Annotated in this window: 14 protein-coding genes and 1 pseudogene; 9 read left to right on the top strand and 6 right to left on the bottom strand. The window is 62.4% G+C overall.

From position 1 onward, the window contains the following. Positions 1–77: 77 nt before the first annotated feature. From W7S_RS08760 to W7S_RS08750, 3 genes are all read left to right on the top strand, one after another. Positions 78–542: a type II toxin-antitoxin system RelE/ParE family toxin gene (locus tag W7S_RS08760; RefSeq protein ID WP_168160317.1), complete on the top strand. Its 465-nt coding sequence runs from the start codon at positions 78–80 to the stop codon at positions 540–542. A gap of 105 nt (positions 543–647) precedes the next feature. Next, positions 648–1139 (top strand): helix-turn-helix domain-containing protein, encoded by a 492-nt coding sequence (locus tag W7S_RS25700; protein ID WP_014711307.1) that lies wholly within the window; start codon positions 648–650, stop codon positions 1137–1139. Next, positions 1136–1648 (top strand): SecB chaperone Rv1957, encoded by a 513-nt coding sequence (locus W7S_RS08750; RefSeq protein ID WP_014711306.1) that lies wholly within the window; start codon positions 1136–1138, stop codon positions 1646–1648. Before W7S_RS25700 ends, W7S_RS08750 begins: the two co-directional genes overlap by 4 nt. Positions 1649–2008: 360 nt before the next feature. Here W7S_RS08750 and W7S_RS08745 read toward each other — a convergent pair whose 3' ends face one another. Continuing rightward, complete coding sequence (locus tag W7S_RS08745; RefSeq protein ID WP_014711299.1) at positions 2009–2821, bottom strand: ATP-binding protein; 813 nt, start codon at positions 2819–2821, stop codon at positions 2009–2011. Then, on the bottom strand, positions 2818–4371 hold the full coding sequence (istA, locus tag W7S_RS08740; protein ID WP_041297812.1) for an IS21 family transposase: 1554 nt from the start codon (positions 4369–4371) through the stop codon (positions 2818–2820). Before istA (W7S_RS08740) ends, W7S_RS08745 begins: the two co-directional genes overlap by 4 nt. A 452-nt stretch (positions 4372–4823) precedes the next feature. Between istA (W7S_RS08740) and W7S_RS08735 the strand changes: the two genes are divergently transcribed. The 6 genes and pseudogenes from W7S_RS08735 (at position 4824) to W7S_RS08710 (ending at position 12108) form a co-directional block, all read left to right on the top strand. Further along, a complete protein-coding gene (locus W7S_RS08735) occupies positions 4824–5930 on the top strand; it encodes a site-specific integrase (protein WP_041298200.1) in 1107 nt (368 codons plus the stop codon). After that, the gene (locus tag W7S_RS08730) at positions 5927–6280 is read left to right on the top strand and encodes a helix-turn-helix transcriptional regulator (protein WP_014711304.1); all 354 of its coding nucleotides are present in this window, start codon (positions 5927–5929) and stop codon (positions 6278–6280) included. Before W7S_RS08735 ends, W7S_RS08730 begins: the two co-directional genes overlap by 4 nt. A 120-nt stretch (positions 6281–6400) precedes the next feature. Continuing rightward, positions 6401–7765, top strand: a complete 1365-nt coding sequence (locus W7S_RS08725; RefSeq protein WP_369751734.1) for a recombinase XerD — start codon at positions 6401–6403, stop codon at positions 7763–7765. 334 nt (positions 7766–8099) lie between these two features. Further along, positions 8100–9334 (top strand): annotated as a pseudogene (locus tag W7S_RS08720) (IS256 family transposase). A 411-nt stretch (positions 9335–9745) separates the two neighbouring features. Then, on the top strand, positions 9746–11299 hold the full coding sequence (istA, locus tag W7S_RS08715; protein WP_041297812.1) for an IS21 family transposase: 1554 nt from the start codon (positions 9746–9748) through the stop codon (positions 11297–11299). Then, positions 11296–12108, top strand: a complete 813-nt coding sequence (locus tag W7S_RS08710) for an ATP-binding protein (RefSeq protein WP_014711299.1) — start codon at positions 11296–11298, stop codon at positions 12106–12108. Before istA (W7S_RS08715) ends, W7S_RS08710 begins: the two co-directional genes overlap by 4 nt. Positions 12109–12727: 619 nt before the next feature. On the opposite strand, the gene W7S_RS08705 is transcribed toward W7S_RS08710, so the two are convergent. The 4 genes from W7S_RS08705 to W7S_RS08690 form a co-directional block, all read right to left on the bottom strand. Then, positions 12728–13477: an SDR family oxidoreductase gene (locus W7S_RS08705; RefSeq protein WP_014711298.1), complete on the bottom strand. Its 750-nt coding sequence runs from the start codon at positions 13475–13477 to the stop codon at positions 12728–12730. A 322-nt stretch (positions 13478–13799) separates the two neighbouring features. Next, positions 13800–14972 carry an acyl-CoA dehydrogenase family protein gene (locus tag W7S_RS08700; RefSeq protein ID WP_014711297.1) on the bottom strand — a complete coding sequence of 391 codons (1173 nt, stop codon included), beginning with the start codon at positions 14970–14972 and terminating at the stop codon, positions 13800–13802. 3 nt (positions 14973–14975) lie between these two features. After that, positions 14976–16127 carry an acetyl-CoA C-acetyltransferase gene (locus W7S_RS08695; protein ID WP_014711296.1) on the bottom strand — a complete coding sequence of 384 codons (1152 nt, stop codon included), beginning with the start codon at positions 16125–16127 and terminating at the stop codon, positions 14976–14978. Between the two features lie 328 nt (positions 16128–16455). Continuing rightward, on the bottom strand, positions 16456–18066 hold the full coding sequence (locus W7S_RS08690; protein ID WP_238535839.1) for a PEP-utilizing enzyme: 1611 nt from the start codon (positions 18064–18066) through the stop codon (positions 16456–16458). Positions 18067–18127 lie beyond the last annotated feature (61 nt).

Genomic DNA, 18127 nt, shown 5'->3' with positions numbered 1-18127 from the left:
ATCCCGAAGTCGGAAAAGCGCCACAGCTAACGATCGACTCAGCCGGAACCGCCGGGTTTGGTGCCTAATGGTGTCAATTGCAAATTTCCGACAGCCAACGCGGTAGCCTCGTTGCCCATCTGGAGGAGCTTCGCCATCAGGAAGGCGCAGAAGGACGAGTGTCGACGCAACACAGCGGACCAGCTCGCGAGGGCAAGTGGCAGTTCTTTCGCGCATCCACCAAGGGACGGCCAATTTTTGAGAAGGAGCTGGACAAGCTTCCTCGCGATGCGCGGGCAGCGCTCGCTAACCTCATGCGGCGATATTTGTTAGGGCAACTGCGGCCCGGGGATCTCAAACCTGTTCAAGGTGGAATTAGCGAGCTTCGTTGGCGCGACGGCAACGACCACTACAGGGTGTTGTTCTTCCGGTGGGGTTGCCACCCAGTTGCTCTAGTGGCGTTTTTCAAGAACCAGCAACGAACCCCCAAGTCCAAGGTTGACCTTGCCAAGAAGCGCCGCAAGGCGTGGACCGATGCCTTCAGAGATCACCCCGCCACCTAGATCATCGAAACGAAGTTGTCTTCAAAGAGATATAGATGTTGGAATAGGCACTCTATAGGCTAGAACCTATACAGTGCTCCCAATCGAGTACGGAGGAGAACCACAATGATCACCGGAAGCCAAGGCACCGAAACGTCTGTGCCGTTGACCGACGATCTTGAGCGCTACATCGAGGAGACCTCGGACGCCGACCCTGGTTTTAAGGTTGCGCTTGAGGACGCCGAGGAACTCCAGCGGCTCTTGGACACGCTGATCACGCTCCGCAGAGAACGACACCTCAGCCAGACCGACGTTGCTGAGCGCATGGGTGTACGTCAACCGACGGTGAGTGGATTTGAGAAGCAGAGCGACCCGCGTATGTCCACGCTTCAGCGTTACGCTCGCGCGGTCGAAGCTCGATTGCGCTTTGTTGTGGAGAACCCCTCGACGTGTGGCTGGGTCTCGCCAGGAACGCAAGCTTATCTTCGAGGTCAAACGACACAGGTAGGTTCGTCGACACATAAGAACTGCAAAATTCTTGCAACCTGGAGGCACACGTCGGACGAGTCGTCGGGTACCTGGGCCAGCAGCCGTTTGGACTGGGTCGGAGTGGCGTGACGGACGAGACGGACGCGGCGTTTCTGACGCAGTTACAGAAGGCAGCACGGTTAGCAGCGCGCGCCCAGATCATCGATGTCAGACTCCTACGCACCGAGGCTGCTCTACGGCGCCAACCAGATCCTGATCGCAGACTGAGTTACGACATCGAGCTTGAGCCAGCGGTTGATTGGTTTGAAGAGATCCCCGACCAGTTCGTCGTCCGGATCGCATGTCGACTTAAGATCGACATCGCAGATGACGATGAATCGACTGAAGACACGGACGATGAGATCGCCATCGTGACCGCTGATTTCGAGTACGCTGCTCTATTCGACTGCGATATGCGGGATGGTGACGACCCGCTGTCCGAAGACGAGCTGCAAGCATACGCAGAGACCACCGCGCGCTTCGCTTTGTATCCATACATTCGCGAGTACGTCTACGACTTGACGGGCCGGCTGGCGATTCCCCCCTTAACACTCGGAGTGCTGACTAGGGCGATGCCATCGCCAACCGAATCAGACTAGGTTGACCTCGACGCGTAGAGGTCAACGTCGTCCGGGATGGCACAAATCAATCTTGCCCATGGGGCCATCCGCGGCGGAAGTACGCGGCCCTTGGATCAGGCTGCTTAGGCATGTTCAGTTTGTCGAAGTCACGGCTCTTCACTATCCACTCCGGCTGGTGCCGCCGGAGTTTCTGCATGCTTGCGCCGCCCCGGCGGATGTTGGCGGTGATTGGCCACCGCTACTCAACCGTTCGGTCTCCCGACACGTCATGGATGTCGCCTGCCAGGGTGATGGGACCTCTGGTTTGCCATGAGCATGGGACCGGGTTGTTCCGGTTGTAGGCCGTGTGTTGATAGTGGCCGAAGGGGTGGTTGCCGGTCAATCCGACGCAGTCGGAGAGGCCGGCTTTCGGTTCCCTGGCTTCTGGCGTTGCCGATAGGACTCGCCTTCGACGACGAGTTCGTAGGCCGCTGATTGCAGCCGGTCCATCGCGGATTGGGCCAGCAGCGGGTCGGCCATCATGGTCAGGATCTCGGGTGGTTCGCGGTTGCTGGTGATGACGGTCGATGCGGCGCGGTGGCGTTCGACGATGATCTCGTAGAAGTCGGTCGTCTCGGTGGCCTCCAGACGGTGCAGCGCGAGGTCATCGATTATCAGCAGTTCGACGCGGTGCAGTTTGCGCATCTCGTCTTCGTAGCTGCCGTCCAGGCGTGCCCCCCGAAGGCGTTTGAACATTTTGTCGGCCCGTTCGATGTGCACGCTGTGATGCCGGCGTACCGCGATGTGACCTAATGCGTTGGCCAGGAACGTCTTTCCCACTCCTACCGGTCCCATGACGAGCACGTTGTAGGCGTCGGCGAGGAACCGCAGTGAGGTCAGCTCGGCCCATAGTTGTTGATCGAAAGCCACGGCGGCGGAGTCATCCCAGGCCTGCAGCTGCATGGCCGGATCGAGATGGGCAGCCTTGGCGCGGCGGGTCGCGGATTCGCGGTCGCGGCGGGTGACCTCATCTGCGAACAACAGTTCCAGGAAGTCGTGGTGTGGTAGCCGGTTGGTACGGGCCAGCGCCAGCCGTTCGGGCAGCGTGTCGAGCAGCTGGCCGAGTTTGAGGCGGCGCATCAACGCTTTGAGCTCGCCGGACACCTCGATCGGCTTGACCGCCGGCGTGGCGTCGGGGCGCTGTGGGCTCATGAAGGCCTCCGCACCGCGAAATCAGAGCTTTCTCGGACAAACCGCGACGCTGCCCCGGGCGGTTTCGGTAGCAGGGGCAGTTGTTCACCGCCGCCGCGGGTCAAGATCCGCTCGATCAGCCCGACGTCGATCACCTCGGCGTCCAGGGCACGCCGGCACGCGTCGTCGACCTCCTCGGCGCCGTGGCGGCGCACCAGCCCCAGCAGCCGGTAGACCTGACGCATCTTGGTCCACGGCAGCGGATGCTCGAGCACCGCTGCCGCGTAGGTGCCGACATGGGTGCCCTGGGCGGCTGCCTTGCGCTGCAGGGCATTCAGATCACGCATCGCATAGACCGAGACCTCAGAGGGAAGATCGGCCGGATCAGTATGGCGGCGACCCGGGGCCACGACCGGATGCACCTTGATCAGCTCACCACGCCAATAGAGCTTGACCGAGTGTGCATCAGCACGGGCCTCGATGCGCTTGCCGACCAGCTCTCCGGGCACGCTGTAGAGGGCTTTGGCGACCTGGACGTGGCGGTCCGGGGCCACTTTCGGGCGCGTCCAGATCGGAACGTCGAAGGCGGTGTCGGGTACGGGCCCTAGTGCGGGCAGCTCATCGCCGATGAACACCTCGGCCGGCCGCAGGCGGGTGGTGCCGTGAATGCGCATACCGGCGGTCTGAGCGCACCAATGTTCGGCGCGGCTGCGACAGTCATTGAGATCCCGAAAGTCCTCTCCGGCAAAGAAATTCGATCGCACATACTGCACCATGCGTTCCACCCGCGGCTTATCTTTCGGGCTGCGCACCCGCGCCGGGTCGACCGCAAACCCACGAGCCTGCGCATACTCGCGGAACGCATCGTTGAGCCGAGGCTCGGTCGCATGCGCGGTGGTGACGATGGCTTTCATGTTGTCAGGGATCACCACCGCGAACACCCCGCCGAAGAACGCCCACGCCGCCTCGAACCCGGCGATCACATCGTTCAGGGTCTGGCGGTAGGTGGGCCAGACGAACATGTGCCGCGAATACGCCGCGGTAAAGATCAACCCCTGCACGACTCGGCGCCGACCATCGCTGGCGTCGGTGAGCATCCCGAGGCGGCCGAAGTCGACCTGCACCTCCGCACCCGGTTCGCAGTCGGCCACCGGCACCGTGGCTTGACGGCGTCCGAAATCCAATTCGGTTGTGACGTAACGATTCAGCGTCCGATAGGACACCACCACACCGCGGCGCCCAAGCAGCGTGTGGATCTTGGTCAGCGTCAATCCGTCTTTGAGCCAGGCCTTGATCTGCTCATGCTCTGCAGCGATCGTCTCCCACGCCAGGCTCTTGCCGCTGGGCCGGTGCGTACGCACTCCGGCAATCACCGCCGCGATCAACTCATCAGTGAGCTGACCGTCTCCGCCATCGCGGTCCAGCCCACTGGCACGGGCTCGGTCGACGTAGCGTCGCACCGTTTTGCGGTCGGTGCCCGACAGCCGGGCCACCTCCCGCAACCCCAACCCCTGCAGCCACAGCCGCAGCATCTCCACGATCTCGATCACCGACACCTCCCGGTAGCTCATCAGGCCAATACAGCGGCCCAACAACCGGAAGAACCCGACACCACGCCGGGTGGTCCCATAACTGGCAAACCAGCCAGTCGAGTGGTCCCATCAATGGCAAACAGGTGGTCCCATGCTCATGGCAAAACCAGCTCTGAAGTGGTCCCATTCACCTGGCAGCCGACATCATGGATAACTGCTGTTATCCATCAATGACCTCGCCGTTTTCATCAGATGAATCAGCACCTGCCCATCAATCGAAGGCTTGGTGGCCGCAGCTTCGATTGCGAAAAGTGTTGCCAGGGCGAGCGTTTAAACGAGGTGCGATGGACTCTGGATCGACGCGGAGGAGGTGGGCTGTGCCGATTCACCATGACACGGTCGACAACCTGATGCGCTTACCTGCCGGTATGTGGTATTGATTCAGTAGCTGATTCAATGATTCACCGGGCGAGACAGGTTTGGAGGCCGTTTTGCCAGTCGATAAGAGCGGTCGCGTGTACGTGGTCGGGTCGGTTCCGCTGCTGCACGTCGAGGCGCAGACCGTGCGGGAAATGCTCGACGGATGGCGCAATCAGCAACTATGCCGCAACCTGGGCCACGACACGATCGAGGCTCGGATCCGGATCGTGGAGCGGTTCGTGGACCACACCAATGAGTTCCCGTGGACATGGACGCCGGCGATGGCCGAGGAGTTCTTCAGTGATCTGCGCTCGGTGCATCACCGCGCGCTGTCGACGACACGTGGATATCAGAATGCGCTGCGGCTGTTCTGCTCCTATGTCAGTCACCCCGACTACGGCTGGGATCGGGTGTGCGAACAACGGTTCGGTACCCATCCTGCTCAGGTGTTCTTCGAGTGGAACACTGCGGCCCACGTTCAAGACAACGAGCAGAGACCCGCGAAGCGCGCGTTCACCAAGCGCGAGCTGCAAGACTTTTTCGACCATGCCGACGACCAGGTTGCACTGATTGCGGCCTCCGGCCGTAAGGGGTGGTTGCCGGCTTACCGCGATGCGGTGATGTTCAAGGTCGCCTATTCCTACGGTCTGCGGTTCAACGAGCTACGGCATCTGCAGACGGTGGATTTCTCCCGCAACCCGCACGCGCCGGAATTCGGCCGCTACGGGTTAGTTCACGTGCGCTACGGCAAGGCCAAAAAAGGATCGCCCCCCAAACGGCGCAGCGTTTTGACCGTATTCGATTGGACGCCGGAGATTCTGGCTGATTGGTTGGCGCATGGCCAGCAGTGCATGGACGGCGGGATCGATCTGTTTCCGAGCGAGAAGGGCGCCCTGGTGGCCGAACGCACACTGCTTCGCCGGTTTCGTCGATACTGCGATGAGTTGGATCTGTCGGTCGGGCTGGATCTGCACTCGCTGCGTCGCTCCTACGCCACCCACCTGATTGAAGATGGCTGGGACGCCAAGTTCGTCCAGGACCAGATGGGCCACGACCACGCCAGCAGCACCTCGATCTACACCTGCGTATCCAGCGACTTTCGGGTGCGAACCCTGCGCCGAGCGCTGGACACCACCATCACAGAAGCGCTTTTGCTCGGCGACGGAAAGTCCTCATGAAACGACAAGTCGACTACACCTGGCGGCTGGCTGAAATCATGGCCGCCCACGGCCTGCACAACAGCACCGCGTTGATTCCCCGACTCGCCGAGCGCGGCATCGAACTCTCGCGCCCGCAGGTATATCGCATTGTTCACCAACGCCCTGAACGCGTTTCGCTGCAGCTGCTCGCCGCCCTGTGCGATATCTTCGGCTGCGGTATCGAGGATTTAGTGACGGTGACCGCCGCTGACGTCCGCCGCCGCAAGACCGCCTCCACGAAGGCAGCGGCGGCCCCGGCTCCTAACGTCGTCAATCTCAACAAGTCGGTGCGCCCCCGCCGTGCGCGGGTGATTCGCGATGACGATTGACCCCAACTCTCGGACCGTACGACGCGGACGACCCCCGATCACCAATGGACGCCTCAAGTGCACCCGGTGCGGGCGGATGTCCAACCAGCACCGCACCCCCTCGTGGCCGCGTGAAAGGCTGTGCAACAGCTGCTTTTACATCGCGATGCGCGCACCCACGGCATCTGCCCTCTCTGCGGATACAATGGCCTGCTGCCCGGCCGCACCGACGAAAAAGAGTCCCGGCCAGTGTGCCGGGCCTGCGCTGCGATCCCCGACGACTACCGATGCGAAACCTGCCACACCGAAGGTCAAATCTATCGACACGGGCGGTGCGCGCGCTGCGCCCTGCGCCAGGACCTCACCGCGTTAATGGTCGACGGTGCGGCCGATCCGATCGCCATGGGCGCAATCGTGGACATCCTGTGCGGCGTCGACCGGCCCGAAAGCATCCTCACCTGGAAACGCCACCCCAAAGTACAGACACTGTTGACCGGGCTGTCTTGCGGTGACATCGAACTCAGCCACGACGGACTGGACAACGCTGGTCACGGCCTCCACATCTCCCACCTACGCAGCCTGCTCGAGCACCACGGTGTGCTGGCGCCACGCGATGCACACCTCGCGCTGCTCGAGACCTGGCTAGCCGCCAAACTCGACGCCATCCCGGCATCGGTGGTCCGCGCCCCCGTAGAACAGTTCGCCACCTGGCATCACCTGCGCCGGCTACGCCGAGACTCCACGCCGGGTCAGGCCTGCGACCCTCCGAAACGCGCAGCCAAACAAGAAATCACCGAAACGATCAAGTTTCTGACCTGGCTGCATAACCACTATCAACGCACCGCAGCCACCTGCCGCCAGCAAGACCTCGACGAGTGGGTAGCCACCGGCCCCACCACCCGCACCAAGATTCGCAGCTTCGTCGCATGGGCCAAGAAAACCAAGCTCAACACCGCTGTCCACCTCGATCTCCAGCAGCCCAAAAGCACCCGCCTGCTCACCCAAGATCAGCGGCTGGCATGGATCAAAGAGCTCCTAACCGGCGACGTGGAATCCCTTCCCTACCGCGTCGCCGGCACACTACTGCTGCTCTACGCCCAACCACTGGTACGGATCGCCGCACTGAAGACCACCGCCGTCGACGTCACCCAAGACCAAGTCCGCATATCCCTTGGGGCCGAACCCATCCCGGTACCCGACCCCTTCGCCGGCATGCTCGAACACCACCTACACAACCGGCCGAACCTTCGCACCAGTGCCAGCCTGGCCGGCAACCCGTGGCTCTTCCCAGGCTATAACGCAGGACAACACCTGCACCCGCAAACCATGCTGGACAGATTGCACGATCGCGGCATCAGCGTGCTCGGCGCACGAAACACCGCGCTGCAGAACCTGGTCGCCGAAATACCGCCTCCCGTCGTGGCCCACCTACTGGGCTACAGCCACAACACCACCCAGCACCACGCACGACTAGCAGCCCAACCCTGGGCGCGATACGTCATCTAAGGCCTTGCCGTTTCACCAGCCTCAGCAAACACGGATCAACCCGCCGGCAGGGCGGAGCGTTCCCCAGCATCTCCAGGAAACCATCCAACGAGTACCGTCTCGCATCCAACGTGACCGCTCCCCCGTCGAACTGAAAACCGCGCAACACGACGGAATTGAATACGACGGGTTACCGGTATTGAGGCCTCCACGATCCGCGCCTTAAAGCGTCGCCAATGCCGGTCGCGTCGGGGGGGACTGTCCGAACAACGGTGGATCTGATCTTGGTCTGACACGCCGAGCGTGAGCTTGGCGGGAAGGACTGACGATGTCAGAAACACTCGATCCCGTGGCGATGGAACTGGATCAACGGCAGCTCGCTGAGCAGCTGCTGGCGCAAGCGAAGGAACAGGGTGTCGAGCTGGTCGGCCCGAACGGGTTGCTCAACCAGTTGACCAAGAACGTGCTCGAGACCGCCCTGGACGCGGAGATGGTCGAGCACCTGGGCTATGACAAGCACGACCCGCCGGGCGGGGCAGCGGCAACTCCCGCAACGGTAGTCGGGCCAAGACGGTGCTCACCGAGATCGGTCCTGTCGAGATCGAGGTCCCCCGCGACACCAACAGCAGCTTCGATCCACAGATCGTCAAGAAGCGGCAGCGTCGCCTGACCGGCATCGACGAGATCGTATTATCGCTGACGGCAAAGGGATTGACCACCGGCGAGGTCGCCGCGCACTTCGCCGACGTCTACGGCGCCACCGTCTCCAAGGACACCATCTCCCGGATCACCGACAAGGTGGTCAATGAGATGGCCGAGTGGTGCAACCGTCCGCTGGAAGCGGTGTACCCGGTGGTGTTCATCGACGCCATCTTCGTCAAGATCCGCGACGGGCAGGTCACCAACCGGCCCATCTATGTCGCGGTCGGGGTGACCTGTGCCGGGGAGCGCGACATCCTCGGCTTGTGGGCCGGCGACGGTGGGGAGGGTGCGAAATTCTGGCTGTCGGTGCTTACCGAGATCAAGAACCGCGGTACCGGCGATGTGTGCATCCTGGTCTGCGACGGACTCAAGGGCCTGCCGGAGGCGGTCAACACCGTCTGGGACCGCGCGATCATCCAGACATGCGTGATTCATCTGCTGCGCAACACCTTTCGCTACGCGTCTCGCAAGTACTGGGATCAGATCGCCAAAGATATCCGGCCGGTCTACACCGCGGCGACCGAGGCCGCGGCCAAGGAACGCTTCGTGGAATTCACGGCGAAGTGGGGTGCCCAATACCCGGCGATCACCCGGCTCTGGGAGAACGCCTGGAGCGAGTTCGTACCCTTCCTGGACTACGACGTCGAGATCCGCCGGGTCATCTGCTCGACGAACGCCGTCGAGTCGATCAATGCCCGCTACCGGCGGGCGATTCGGGCCCGCGGGCACTTCCCGACCGATCAGGCCGCGCTCAAGTGTCTCTACCTGGTGACCCGATCCCTAGACCCCACCGGCCGCGGTAAGGCACGATGGGCAATGAGGTGGAAGCCCGCACTCAATGCGTTCGCGATCACCTTCAACGGCCGGATCACCCCGACCGGCAACTAACAAATGCCAGGGTCGGATCCACCGTTAATCTGACAGCCCCCGTCGGGGCAAGGATCGACTCGTCGGCCACGAAGTTAGGCCTCCGGGGGCGATCAGGCATCAGGCCTGGTGGTTCGTGGGCCCTTGTCGGCCGGCCCAGCCGAGTGCATTGCGCGAAAGTCAGTGCCGACACTAGGCAGCGGCAAATGAGTTGCACGGCGCATAATGCTTTGGTGCAGCGATTTTCGCCAGGACGACGATGAATAGTGTCGGCTGCCAGGTGAATGGGACCACTTCAGAGCTGGTTTTGCCATGAGCATGGGACCACCTGTTTGCCATTGATGGGACCACTCGACTGGCTGGTTTGCCAGTTATGGGACCACCCGGCGTGGTGTCGGGTTCTTCCGGTTGTTGGGCCGCTGTATTGGCCTGATGAGCTACCGGGAGGTGTCGGTGATCGAGATCGTGGAGATGCTGCGGCTGTGGCTGCAGGGGTTGGGGTTGCGGGAGGTGGCCCGGCTGTCGGGCACCGACCGCAAAACGGTGCGACGCTACGTCGACCGAGCCCGTGCCAGTGGGCTGGACCGCGATGGCGGAGACGGTCAGCTCACTGATGAGTTGATCGCGGCGGTGATTGCCGGAGTGCGTACGCACCGGCCCAGCGGCAAGAGCCTGGCGTGGGAGACGATCGCTGCAGAGCATGAGCAGATCAAGGCCTGGCTCAAAGACGGATTGACGCTGACCAAGATCCACACGCTGCTTGGGCGCCGCGGTGTGGTGGTGTCCTATCGGACGCTGAATCGTTACGTCACAACCGAATTGGATTTCGGACGCCGTCAAGCCACGGTGCCGGTGGCCGACTGCGAACCGGGTGCGGAGGTGCAGGTCGACTTCGGCCGCCTCGGGATGCTCACCGACGCCAGCGATGGTCGGCGCCGAGTCGTGCAGGGGTTGATCTTTACCGCGGCGTATTCGCGGCACATGTTCGTCTGGCCCACCTACCGCCAGACCCTGAACGATGTGATCGCCGGGTTCGAGGCGGCGTGGGCGTTCTTCGGCGGGGTGTTCGCGGTGGTGATCCCTGACAACATGAAAGCCATCGTCACCACCGCGCATGCGACCGAGCCTCGGCTCAACGATGCGTTCCGCGAGTATGCGCAGGCTCGTGGGTTTGCGGTCGACCCGGCGCGGGTGCGCAGCCCGAAAGATAAGCCGCGGGTGGAACGCATGGTGCAGTATGTGCGATCGAATTTCTTTGCCGGAGAGGACTTTCGGGATCTCAATGACTGTCGCAGCCGCGCCGAACATTGGTGCGCTCAGACCGCCGGTATGCGCATTCACGGCACCACCCGCCTGCGGCCGGCCGAGGTGTTCATCGGCGATGAGCTGCCCGCACTAGGGCCCGTACCCGACACCGCCTTCGACGTTCCGATCTGGACGCGCCCGAAAGTGGCCCCGGACCGCCACGTCCAGGTCGCCAAAGCCCTCTACAGCGTGCCCGGAGAGCTGGTCGGCAAGCGCATCGAGGCCCGTGCTGATGCACACTCGGTCAAGCTCTATTGGCGTGGTGAGCTGATCAAGGTGCATCCGGTCGTGGCCCCGGGTCGCCGCCATACTGATCCGGCCGATCTTCCCTCTGAGGTCTCGGTCTATGCGATGCGTGATCTGAATGCCCTGCAGCGCAAGGCAGCCGCCCAGGGCACCCATGTCGGCACCTACGCGGCAGCGGTGCTCGAGCATCCGCTGCCGTGGACCAAGATGCGTCAGGTCTACCGGCTGCTGGGGCTGGTGCGCCGCCACGGCGCCGAGGAGGTCGACGACGCGTGCCGGCGTGCCCTGGACGCCGAGGTGATCGACGTCGGGCTGATCGAGCGGATCTTGACCCGCGGCGGCGGTGAACAACTGCCCCTGCTACCGAAACCGCCCGGGGCAGCGTCGCGGTTTGTCCGAGAAAGCTCTGATTTCGCGGTGCGGAGGCCTTCATGAGCCCACAGCGCCCCGACGCCACGCCGGCGGTCAAGCCGATCGAGGTGTCCGGCGAGCTCAAAGCGTTGATGCGCCGCCTCAAACTCGGCCAGCTGCTCGACACGCTGCCCGAACGGCTGGCGCTGGCCCGTACCAACCGGCTACCACACCACGACTTCCTGGAACTGTTGTTCGCAGATGAGGTCACCCGCCGCGACCGCGAATCCGCGACCCGCCGCGCCAAGGCTGCCCATCTCGATCCGGCCATGCAGCTGCAGGCCTGGGATGACTCCGCCGCCGTGGCTTTCGATCAACAACTATGGGCCGAGCTGACCTCACTGCGGTTCCTCGCCGACGCCTACAACGTGCTCGTCATGGGACCGGTAGGAGTGGGAAAGACGTTCCTGGCCAACGCATTAGGTCACATCGCGGTACGCCGGCATCACAGCGTGCACATCGAACGGGCCGACAAAATGTTCAAACGCCTTCGGGGGGCACGCCTGGACGGCAGCTACGAAGACGAGATGCGCAAACTGCACCGCGTCGAACTGCTGATAATCGATGACCTCGCGCTGCACCGTCTGGAGGCCACCGAGACGACCGACTTCTACGAGATCATCGTCGAACGCCACCGCGCCGCATCGACCGTCATCACCAGCAACCGCGAACCACCCGAGATCCTGACCATGATGGCCGACCCGCTGCTGGCCCAATCCGCGATGGACCGGCTGCAATCAGCGGCCTACGAACTCGTCGTCGAAGGCGAGTCCTATCGGCAACGCCAGAAGCCAGGGAACCGAAAGCCGGCCTCTCCGACTGCGTCGGATTGACCGGCAACCACCCCTTCGGCCACTATCAACACACGGCCTACAACCGGAACAACCCGGTCCCATGCTCATGGCAAACCAGAGGTCCCATCACCCTGGCAGGCGACAAATAGGGTTACCCGTCGGGCCACAGGCCATCGGCCATCGGCCATCGGCCAGGTAGACATCAGTGTCTCAGGTTCGTGTCATATATGACATTTCCATATGACATCTCAAGTGAGAATATGACATCCAAAATGAGAACCGACAGCGCTACTACTATGTAGGTTCTCAAACTCCGTGGCGCGCGGCGGTGCCTCTACCGGCAAGTTTGAAGAGTTCTCAACAAAATGGCGGAGCCGTTTTTCTCATCTTCATGGCGGATCCGAGAACCAGACGGTGGTGCCGAAACTAGGCAACTTCGTCTATCTGGGAAACGCGCCGCCGTCATGCGGCAACCGGCACCACGACATGCCGTAAGTGCAATAAGGGCGTCAGCTCCGGTGAACTCTTACAGGAGCGGTACACCGACGAACCACGCTAGTCGCCCATGGCGAGGTTAGGCCATATGTGGTGAGTATGCCGAAATCTGCTGTTCAGCCTGGTATCTGCGTGCGATCGCCCAGTGTGGGGTCGCCAAGCGTTAGGCAAAGCGCTTGATCAGCGGCAGCGGCAGTACCCGCATGAGTTGCACCATCGGCCCCCATGGCCACCAGGGCACAGCCGCCCGTCCCGGCTCGCGCTCGATCGCCGAAACCAAGGACTTGACCCCAATCTCGTTGTCCACCATGAACATTGTGGTCTGTGACTTGGCGGTCATCTCCGACTCGATATAACCGGGCTCTATCACCGAAACCTTGATCGGCCCACGCGCATACTCGGCGCGCAACGCTTCGCCCAGCGAACTCAACCCAGCCTTGCTGGCCGCGTAAGACGCTTTCACGCCCGGCACTCCCCTGACGCCGAGCACCGAGGAAATCAACACCAGGTGCCCCGATCCCTGCTCATGAAAAATCTGCAGCGCGGTCTCGATCTGCACCAGCGCCGCCACCAAGTTGGTCTCGAGAGTCGCCTTATTGGCCCACAGTTTGCCCGACCCCAGGCGCGCACCCTTGCCGATGCCGGCGTTGACGATCACCCGGTCGATGCCGCCGAGTGCATCCGCCAGCTCCTCGAACACCTTCGGCACCTGCTCGTGATCATTGACGTCCAACGCTGCGATGGCAACATTTACATCAGAATGTTGTTGCACGAGCTCAGCTTTGAGATCAGCGAGCCGGTCGGTACGCCGAGCGCACAGTGCCAGGTCGCGCCCTTTGGCCGCAAACGCGTGAGCCATACCGGCACCCAGGCCGGAACTCGCACCGGTGATAAGGATCTTCTGCCGAGTCACGTCCGCAGTATAACCTCTTGAGCGAAAACGACTTTGGTCGGTTCGCTGATACTTTGATTGTCGGCGGCTGCCATTGCAGCTTCAGGCGAGGTCACTCATGAGCTCTTCTCCTCGGGAGCCGGACCTGCGGCGTATCGCTTCGCCGTTTGGCTTTGCGTCCGTCTGCGGTGCACCACGGGCTTCAATGCCGTTGATCAACATATGCATTGCCGTAGCGGGGGGCAACGTCACCCCGCCACGGCAAAGTCCCAGCATGCCGGCCGAGCCCCTCGCCAGTGGCAGCGGTAGCAGGCGCGGACACCGAGATGAAAACGGCGTCACTTCATCTCCGTTTGGAAGTCGGTTCCGAGCCGGCGACCTCGCGGCCGATGAGCTCCTTCATGATCTCCGTCGTGCCGCCATAGATAGTCTGCGCTCGGGTGTCGACATACGCTCGGGCAACAGGGTATTCAAGCATGTAGCCGTATCCGCCGTGGAGTTGCAGACACCGGTCGATGAGGCGGTGTTGAAGCTCGCTGACGTACCACTTGCCTTTTGCCGCATCGACTGGTGAAAGTTCACCCGCGTTGAACGCTTCTACCGATTTGTCGACGTAGGCTTCCGCGATATCGAGTTCCGTTGACATCTCTGCCAGTTCGAAGCGGATATGTTGCTTTGCGGTCAGCGGCTGACCGAATGCCTTGCGCTGTCGGCAATACTCGACCGTGAGGTTGAATATTGCGCGTGTAGTCGCGATAGCCTGTGCCGTAACACCTAATCGCTCGCGCGGCAAATGGCTCATCAAGTATTGGAGGCCGCTGCCTTCCTTGCCGAGCAGATTTTCGACTGGTACGCGAGCGTCGTCGAAGAATAACTCGGCAGTGTCTTGGGCCGGTAGCCCGATCTTGTCCAGCTGGCGTCCGTGTCTGAATCCTGGGGTGTCGCGCTCGACAACGAACAAGCTGAAGCCTCGCGAGCCCGCCTCTTGATCGGTGCAAGCGGCTACCACGATGAGGTCGGCCATGATCCCACTGGAAATGAACGTTTTCTGCCCGTTGAGAACCCAGTGGTCGCCGTCGCGGCGAGCACTGGTGCGGATCCCTCGGAGATCGCTGCCGGTACCCGGTTCCGTCATAGCGAGGGCGCCGATCAATTCACCGGAGGCGAAGCCCGGCAACCAACGTTGTTTCTGTTCCTCAGACGTGAGATCGAGGAGGTAGTGCAACACGAGGTCGTCTTGGAGGCTGATGGTCAAGCCGAACGACAAAGCGTTGATTCGGGCGATCTCCTCGCAGACCACCATTCGGTAGCGGTAGTCGTGTTCACCGGCACCCCCGTATCGTCCGTCCACCTCCAATGCGTAGATGCCCGCTTTGGCTGCATGGGCGAACACGTCGCGGTCGATCCGGTGATCTCGGTCCCAATCGTGCTGGTGCGGGACCACTTCTCGGGCTAAGAATTCCTTGACCGTTTCGCGGTAGGCCTCATGGTCAGGGCCGTAGAGCGTTCGGCGCACCGCCTAGAGCCTCTCGATGATCGTGACGTTGGCTTGACCGCCGCCCTCGCACATGGTCTGCAGTCCGTAGCGGCCGCCGGTTCGCTCGAGCTCGTGCAACAGCGAGGTCATCAAGCGGGCGCCGGTGCAGCCGATGGGGTGACCCAACGCGATCGCTCCACCGTTCACATTCACGCGATCCGGGTCGGCCTCAAGTTCTGCCAGCCAGGCGAGCACCACCGGAGCAAACGCCTCGTTGATCTCGACGAGATCTATGTCGTCGATCGAGAGTCCCGTTCGCTTGAGTGCGTGTCGGGTGGCCGGGATCGGGGCCGTAAGCATCATCACCGGGTCGGCGCCACGCACGGACATGTGGTGAATTCGGGCCCGCGGTGTCAGTCCGAACCGCTTGACAGCGCTTTCCGACGCGATCAGCAGTGCCGCCGCCCCGTCGGAAATCTGGCTGGCCACCCCCGCGGTTAGCACTCCGCCCTCAACCAGGGTCGGCAGGGCCGCCATCTTCTCCAGTGAGGTGTTGGCGCGCGGCCCCTCGTCCACCGTGACGCGCGCGTATGGCGTTACCTCCCTTGTGAATCGGCCGTCGGCGATAGCTGCCACGGCGCGCTGGTGGCTGGTTAACGCAAATTTCTCGTTGTCCTCGCGGCTCAGCTTCCACTGACTGGCGATCATCTCCGCACCGCGGAACTGTGAGATCTCCTGGGTGCCGAACCGAGCTTCCCATCCCCGGCATCCAGTCCATGGATCGCTCGCGCCGAAGGGCTCACCTGCCCCGAAAGCGCACAAGATCGGATACTGGCTCATTTTCTGCACGCCGCCCGCGACGATCAGATCAGAAGTTCCGCTCATCACGGCCTGCGCGGCGAAATGCACGGCCTGCTGAGCGGATCCGCACTGGCGGTCGATCGTGACGCCGGGAACCGACTCGGGCAGGCCAGCCGCAAGGGCCGCTGTCCGCGCGATGTCGCCGGCCTGGGAACCGATGTTGTCCAGGCAGCCCAGGATGACGTCATCAATCGACTCGGCGTCGATGTCGTGTCGATCGACGACAGTACGAATCACGTGGGCGGCCATGTCGGCCGGGTGCTCGTCAGCGAATCCACCACCGCGCTTACCCACAGGTGTACGAGCTGCGTCAACGATAAAGGCTTCAGTCACTTCTGTAATTTAACATAGACTCAAAAAATGGTGAACCGGTCCTGCCTCAGTCCATTCAAGTCGGCGGATGGGGTGGTTCCTCAGCGTGTTTCGGGTGGATCTTGAGCGCAGATCTCATGTGAAAACCGAAACGAGCGACGAACAGCGTTAAGACACTTTGGACTTCTCGCCGGAGAAGTCGACCAGTGGCGCGCGGTGGCGGTCCGGCGGTTTAACCCCGCCACAGCTCGAGTCGAAGCGTCTTACGTCGCGGCCGCCCTTCAACCGCATACACGGCAAGACTGGGCGAAGTCACGCATCACGAGCAGGAACGCTCTTATTGGGCGTATCACCCAATCACTTCGACAGTGCCGACATCGCCGTTGACCCGTAACTGCGCACCGTCGGGGATGCGGTTGGTGCCGGTTTCGGTACCGCACACGCATGGTATGCCGATCTCGCGGGCGACGATCGGGCCGTGGCTCAGCATGCCGCCGTGGTCGGTCACCACCGCCCCTGCCACCAGGAACAGTGACACCCAGGACGGGTCGGTGGTTTCGCACACGAGAATGTCACCGTCGTCGATGTCCACGTCGCCGGGGTCACGCACCACCCGCGCCCGCCCCTCGGCGATGCCGCCGCTGGCGGCCACGCCGGCCACTATCCCTCCGACGTCGAGCAGTTTGCCGGTAGCCGTTGCGAGCTTGGTGATCTCCGGGCTGCCCGACCATGCCTTGGGCAGCCGAATAGTTTGACGTTCGGCGTACTGCGCCATCCGATCGGCGACCGCGGCCCGCTGATCGCCGGATATTCCAGCTACCAGGTCTTGATACGAAAGGTGAAAAACATCGTCGGAGTCGGCGATGATGCCGCGTTCGACGAGTAACGCACCGAGCCTACGAGCCGTCGCACGAGCCACGTCGTAGGTGAGCAGGTAACCGGCTTTACCCTGTTCCCGCAGAGCCAGGAAACGGGCCGCCAGTTTCACGATCATCGCAGTAAGCCGACGCTTGAATCTAGGAGTCGCGGCCAACAGTTCGGCGAGCGCCCGCTGGCGGGCGGCCGCTTGCGCGGCGCTGCGGTTGCGTGGTGCACGCGGGCTTGCGGCGTCAATCGCCCGATAGTCGTCAAGGCGCGCCAGGACGGGAGCGGGGTTCTCGCGCCACGTGACGCCGATCAACTGACCCTCGTTGGGGCCGTGGTAGCCGTGCCGGTCCGTGAATTCGCCGACCGTTGTCTGGTTGTGCGCCAATGCCCACAGATCGTATGCGACCTCGTTTTCATCGGAACCGACGCCGGAGAGCAGTTGGGCTTCCAGTCCCGGCTTACCGGCGGCGGCAGCAGCAGCAGCGACTTTCTCGGCGATCGAGGAACTGATCATCGCAACGCCCATGTGAATCTTCATCATGTCCTCGAAGCGGCGCCGCGAGTCGGCAAGCACTGCCAGGCAACCGTTCTCGTCGAGATTGGGGATTCTCGACAGCTGATCGAGCCGCCATCTACGGAGCTCGGCGAACATCGCGTTATGCCGCTTGGGGGTGCGCAGCATCCAGCGCGGGGCTTTCACGATGATCGCCGGGTAGCGCTTCCGGGTGTTCTCGTCGACGGTCTCAGGCCGCGCATACCCGAAAAGCTGCTGCTCGACGGCTTTTGCGGTAGTCCCCGGCATGACATTGGCGATTTCGCGGAATTTGTCGATATTGCCTGCGCCCCAACCGGAGAACACCGTGAGGAAGCAGTCCTCAACATCCTCGGGCACCCGCAGCTCGTTACGGGCGAAGACCCCCAGGTCGACGAAAAGACGCCGGAATGACATCTCCATCGGCTCAAACGCGAACGTCATGCCGAACAGGGTGAACACGCCAGGAAAAGCCTCGGCGATGTTCCCGGTAGTCCACCGCACCCCCGGTCGCGGATCAACCGTGTCCAGCGTCTCAAGCATGTCGCTTACCCGCGTCACCTGACAATCCCCCGCGCAGCGTGCTGCTGAATATTTCGCAACGTCAACATATATTTCTCGG

Source organism: Mycobacterium sp. MOTT36Y (assembly GCF_000262165.1).
GTDB lineage: Bacteria > Actinomycetota > Actinomycetes > Mycobacteriales > Mycobacteriaceae > Mycobacterium > Mycobacterium intracellulare.
Note: the sequence above shows the minus strand (reverse complement) of the source record. Positions and strands in the feature narration are given on the sequence as shown.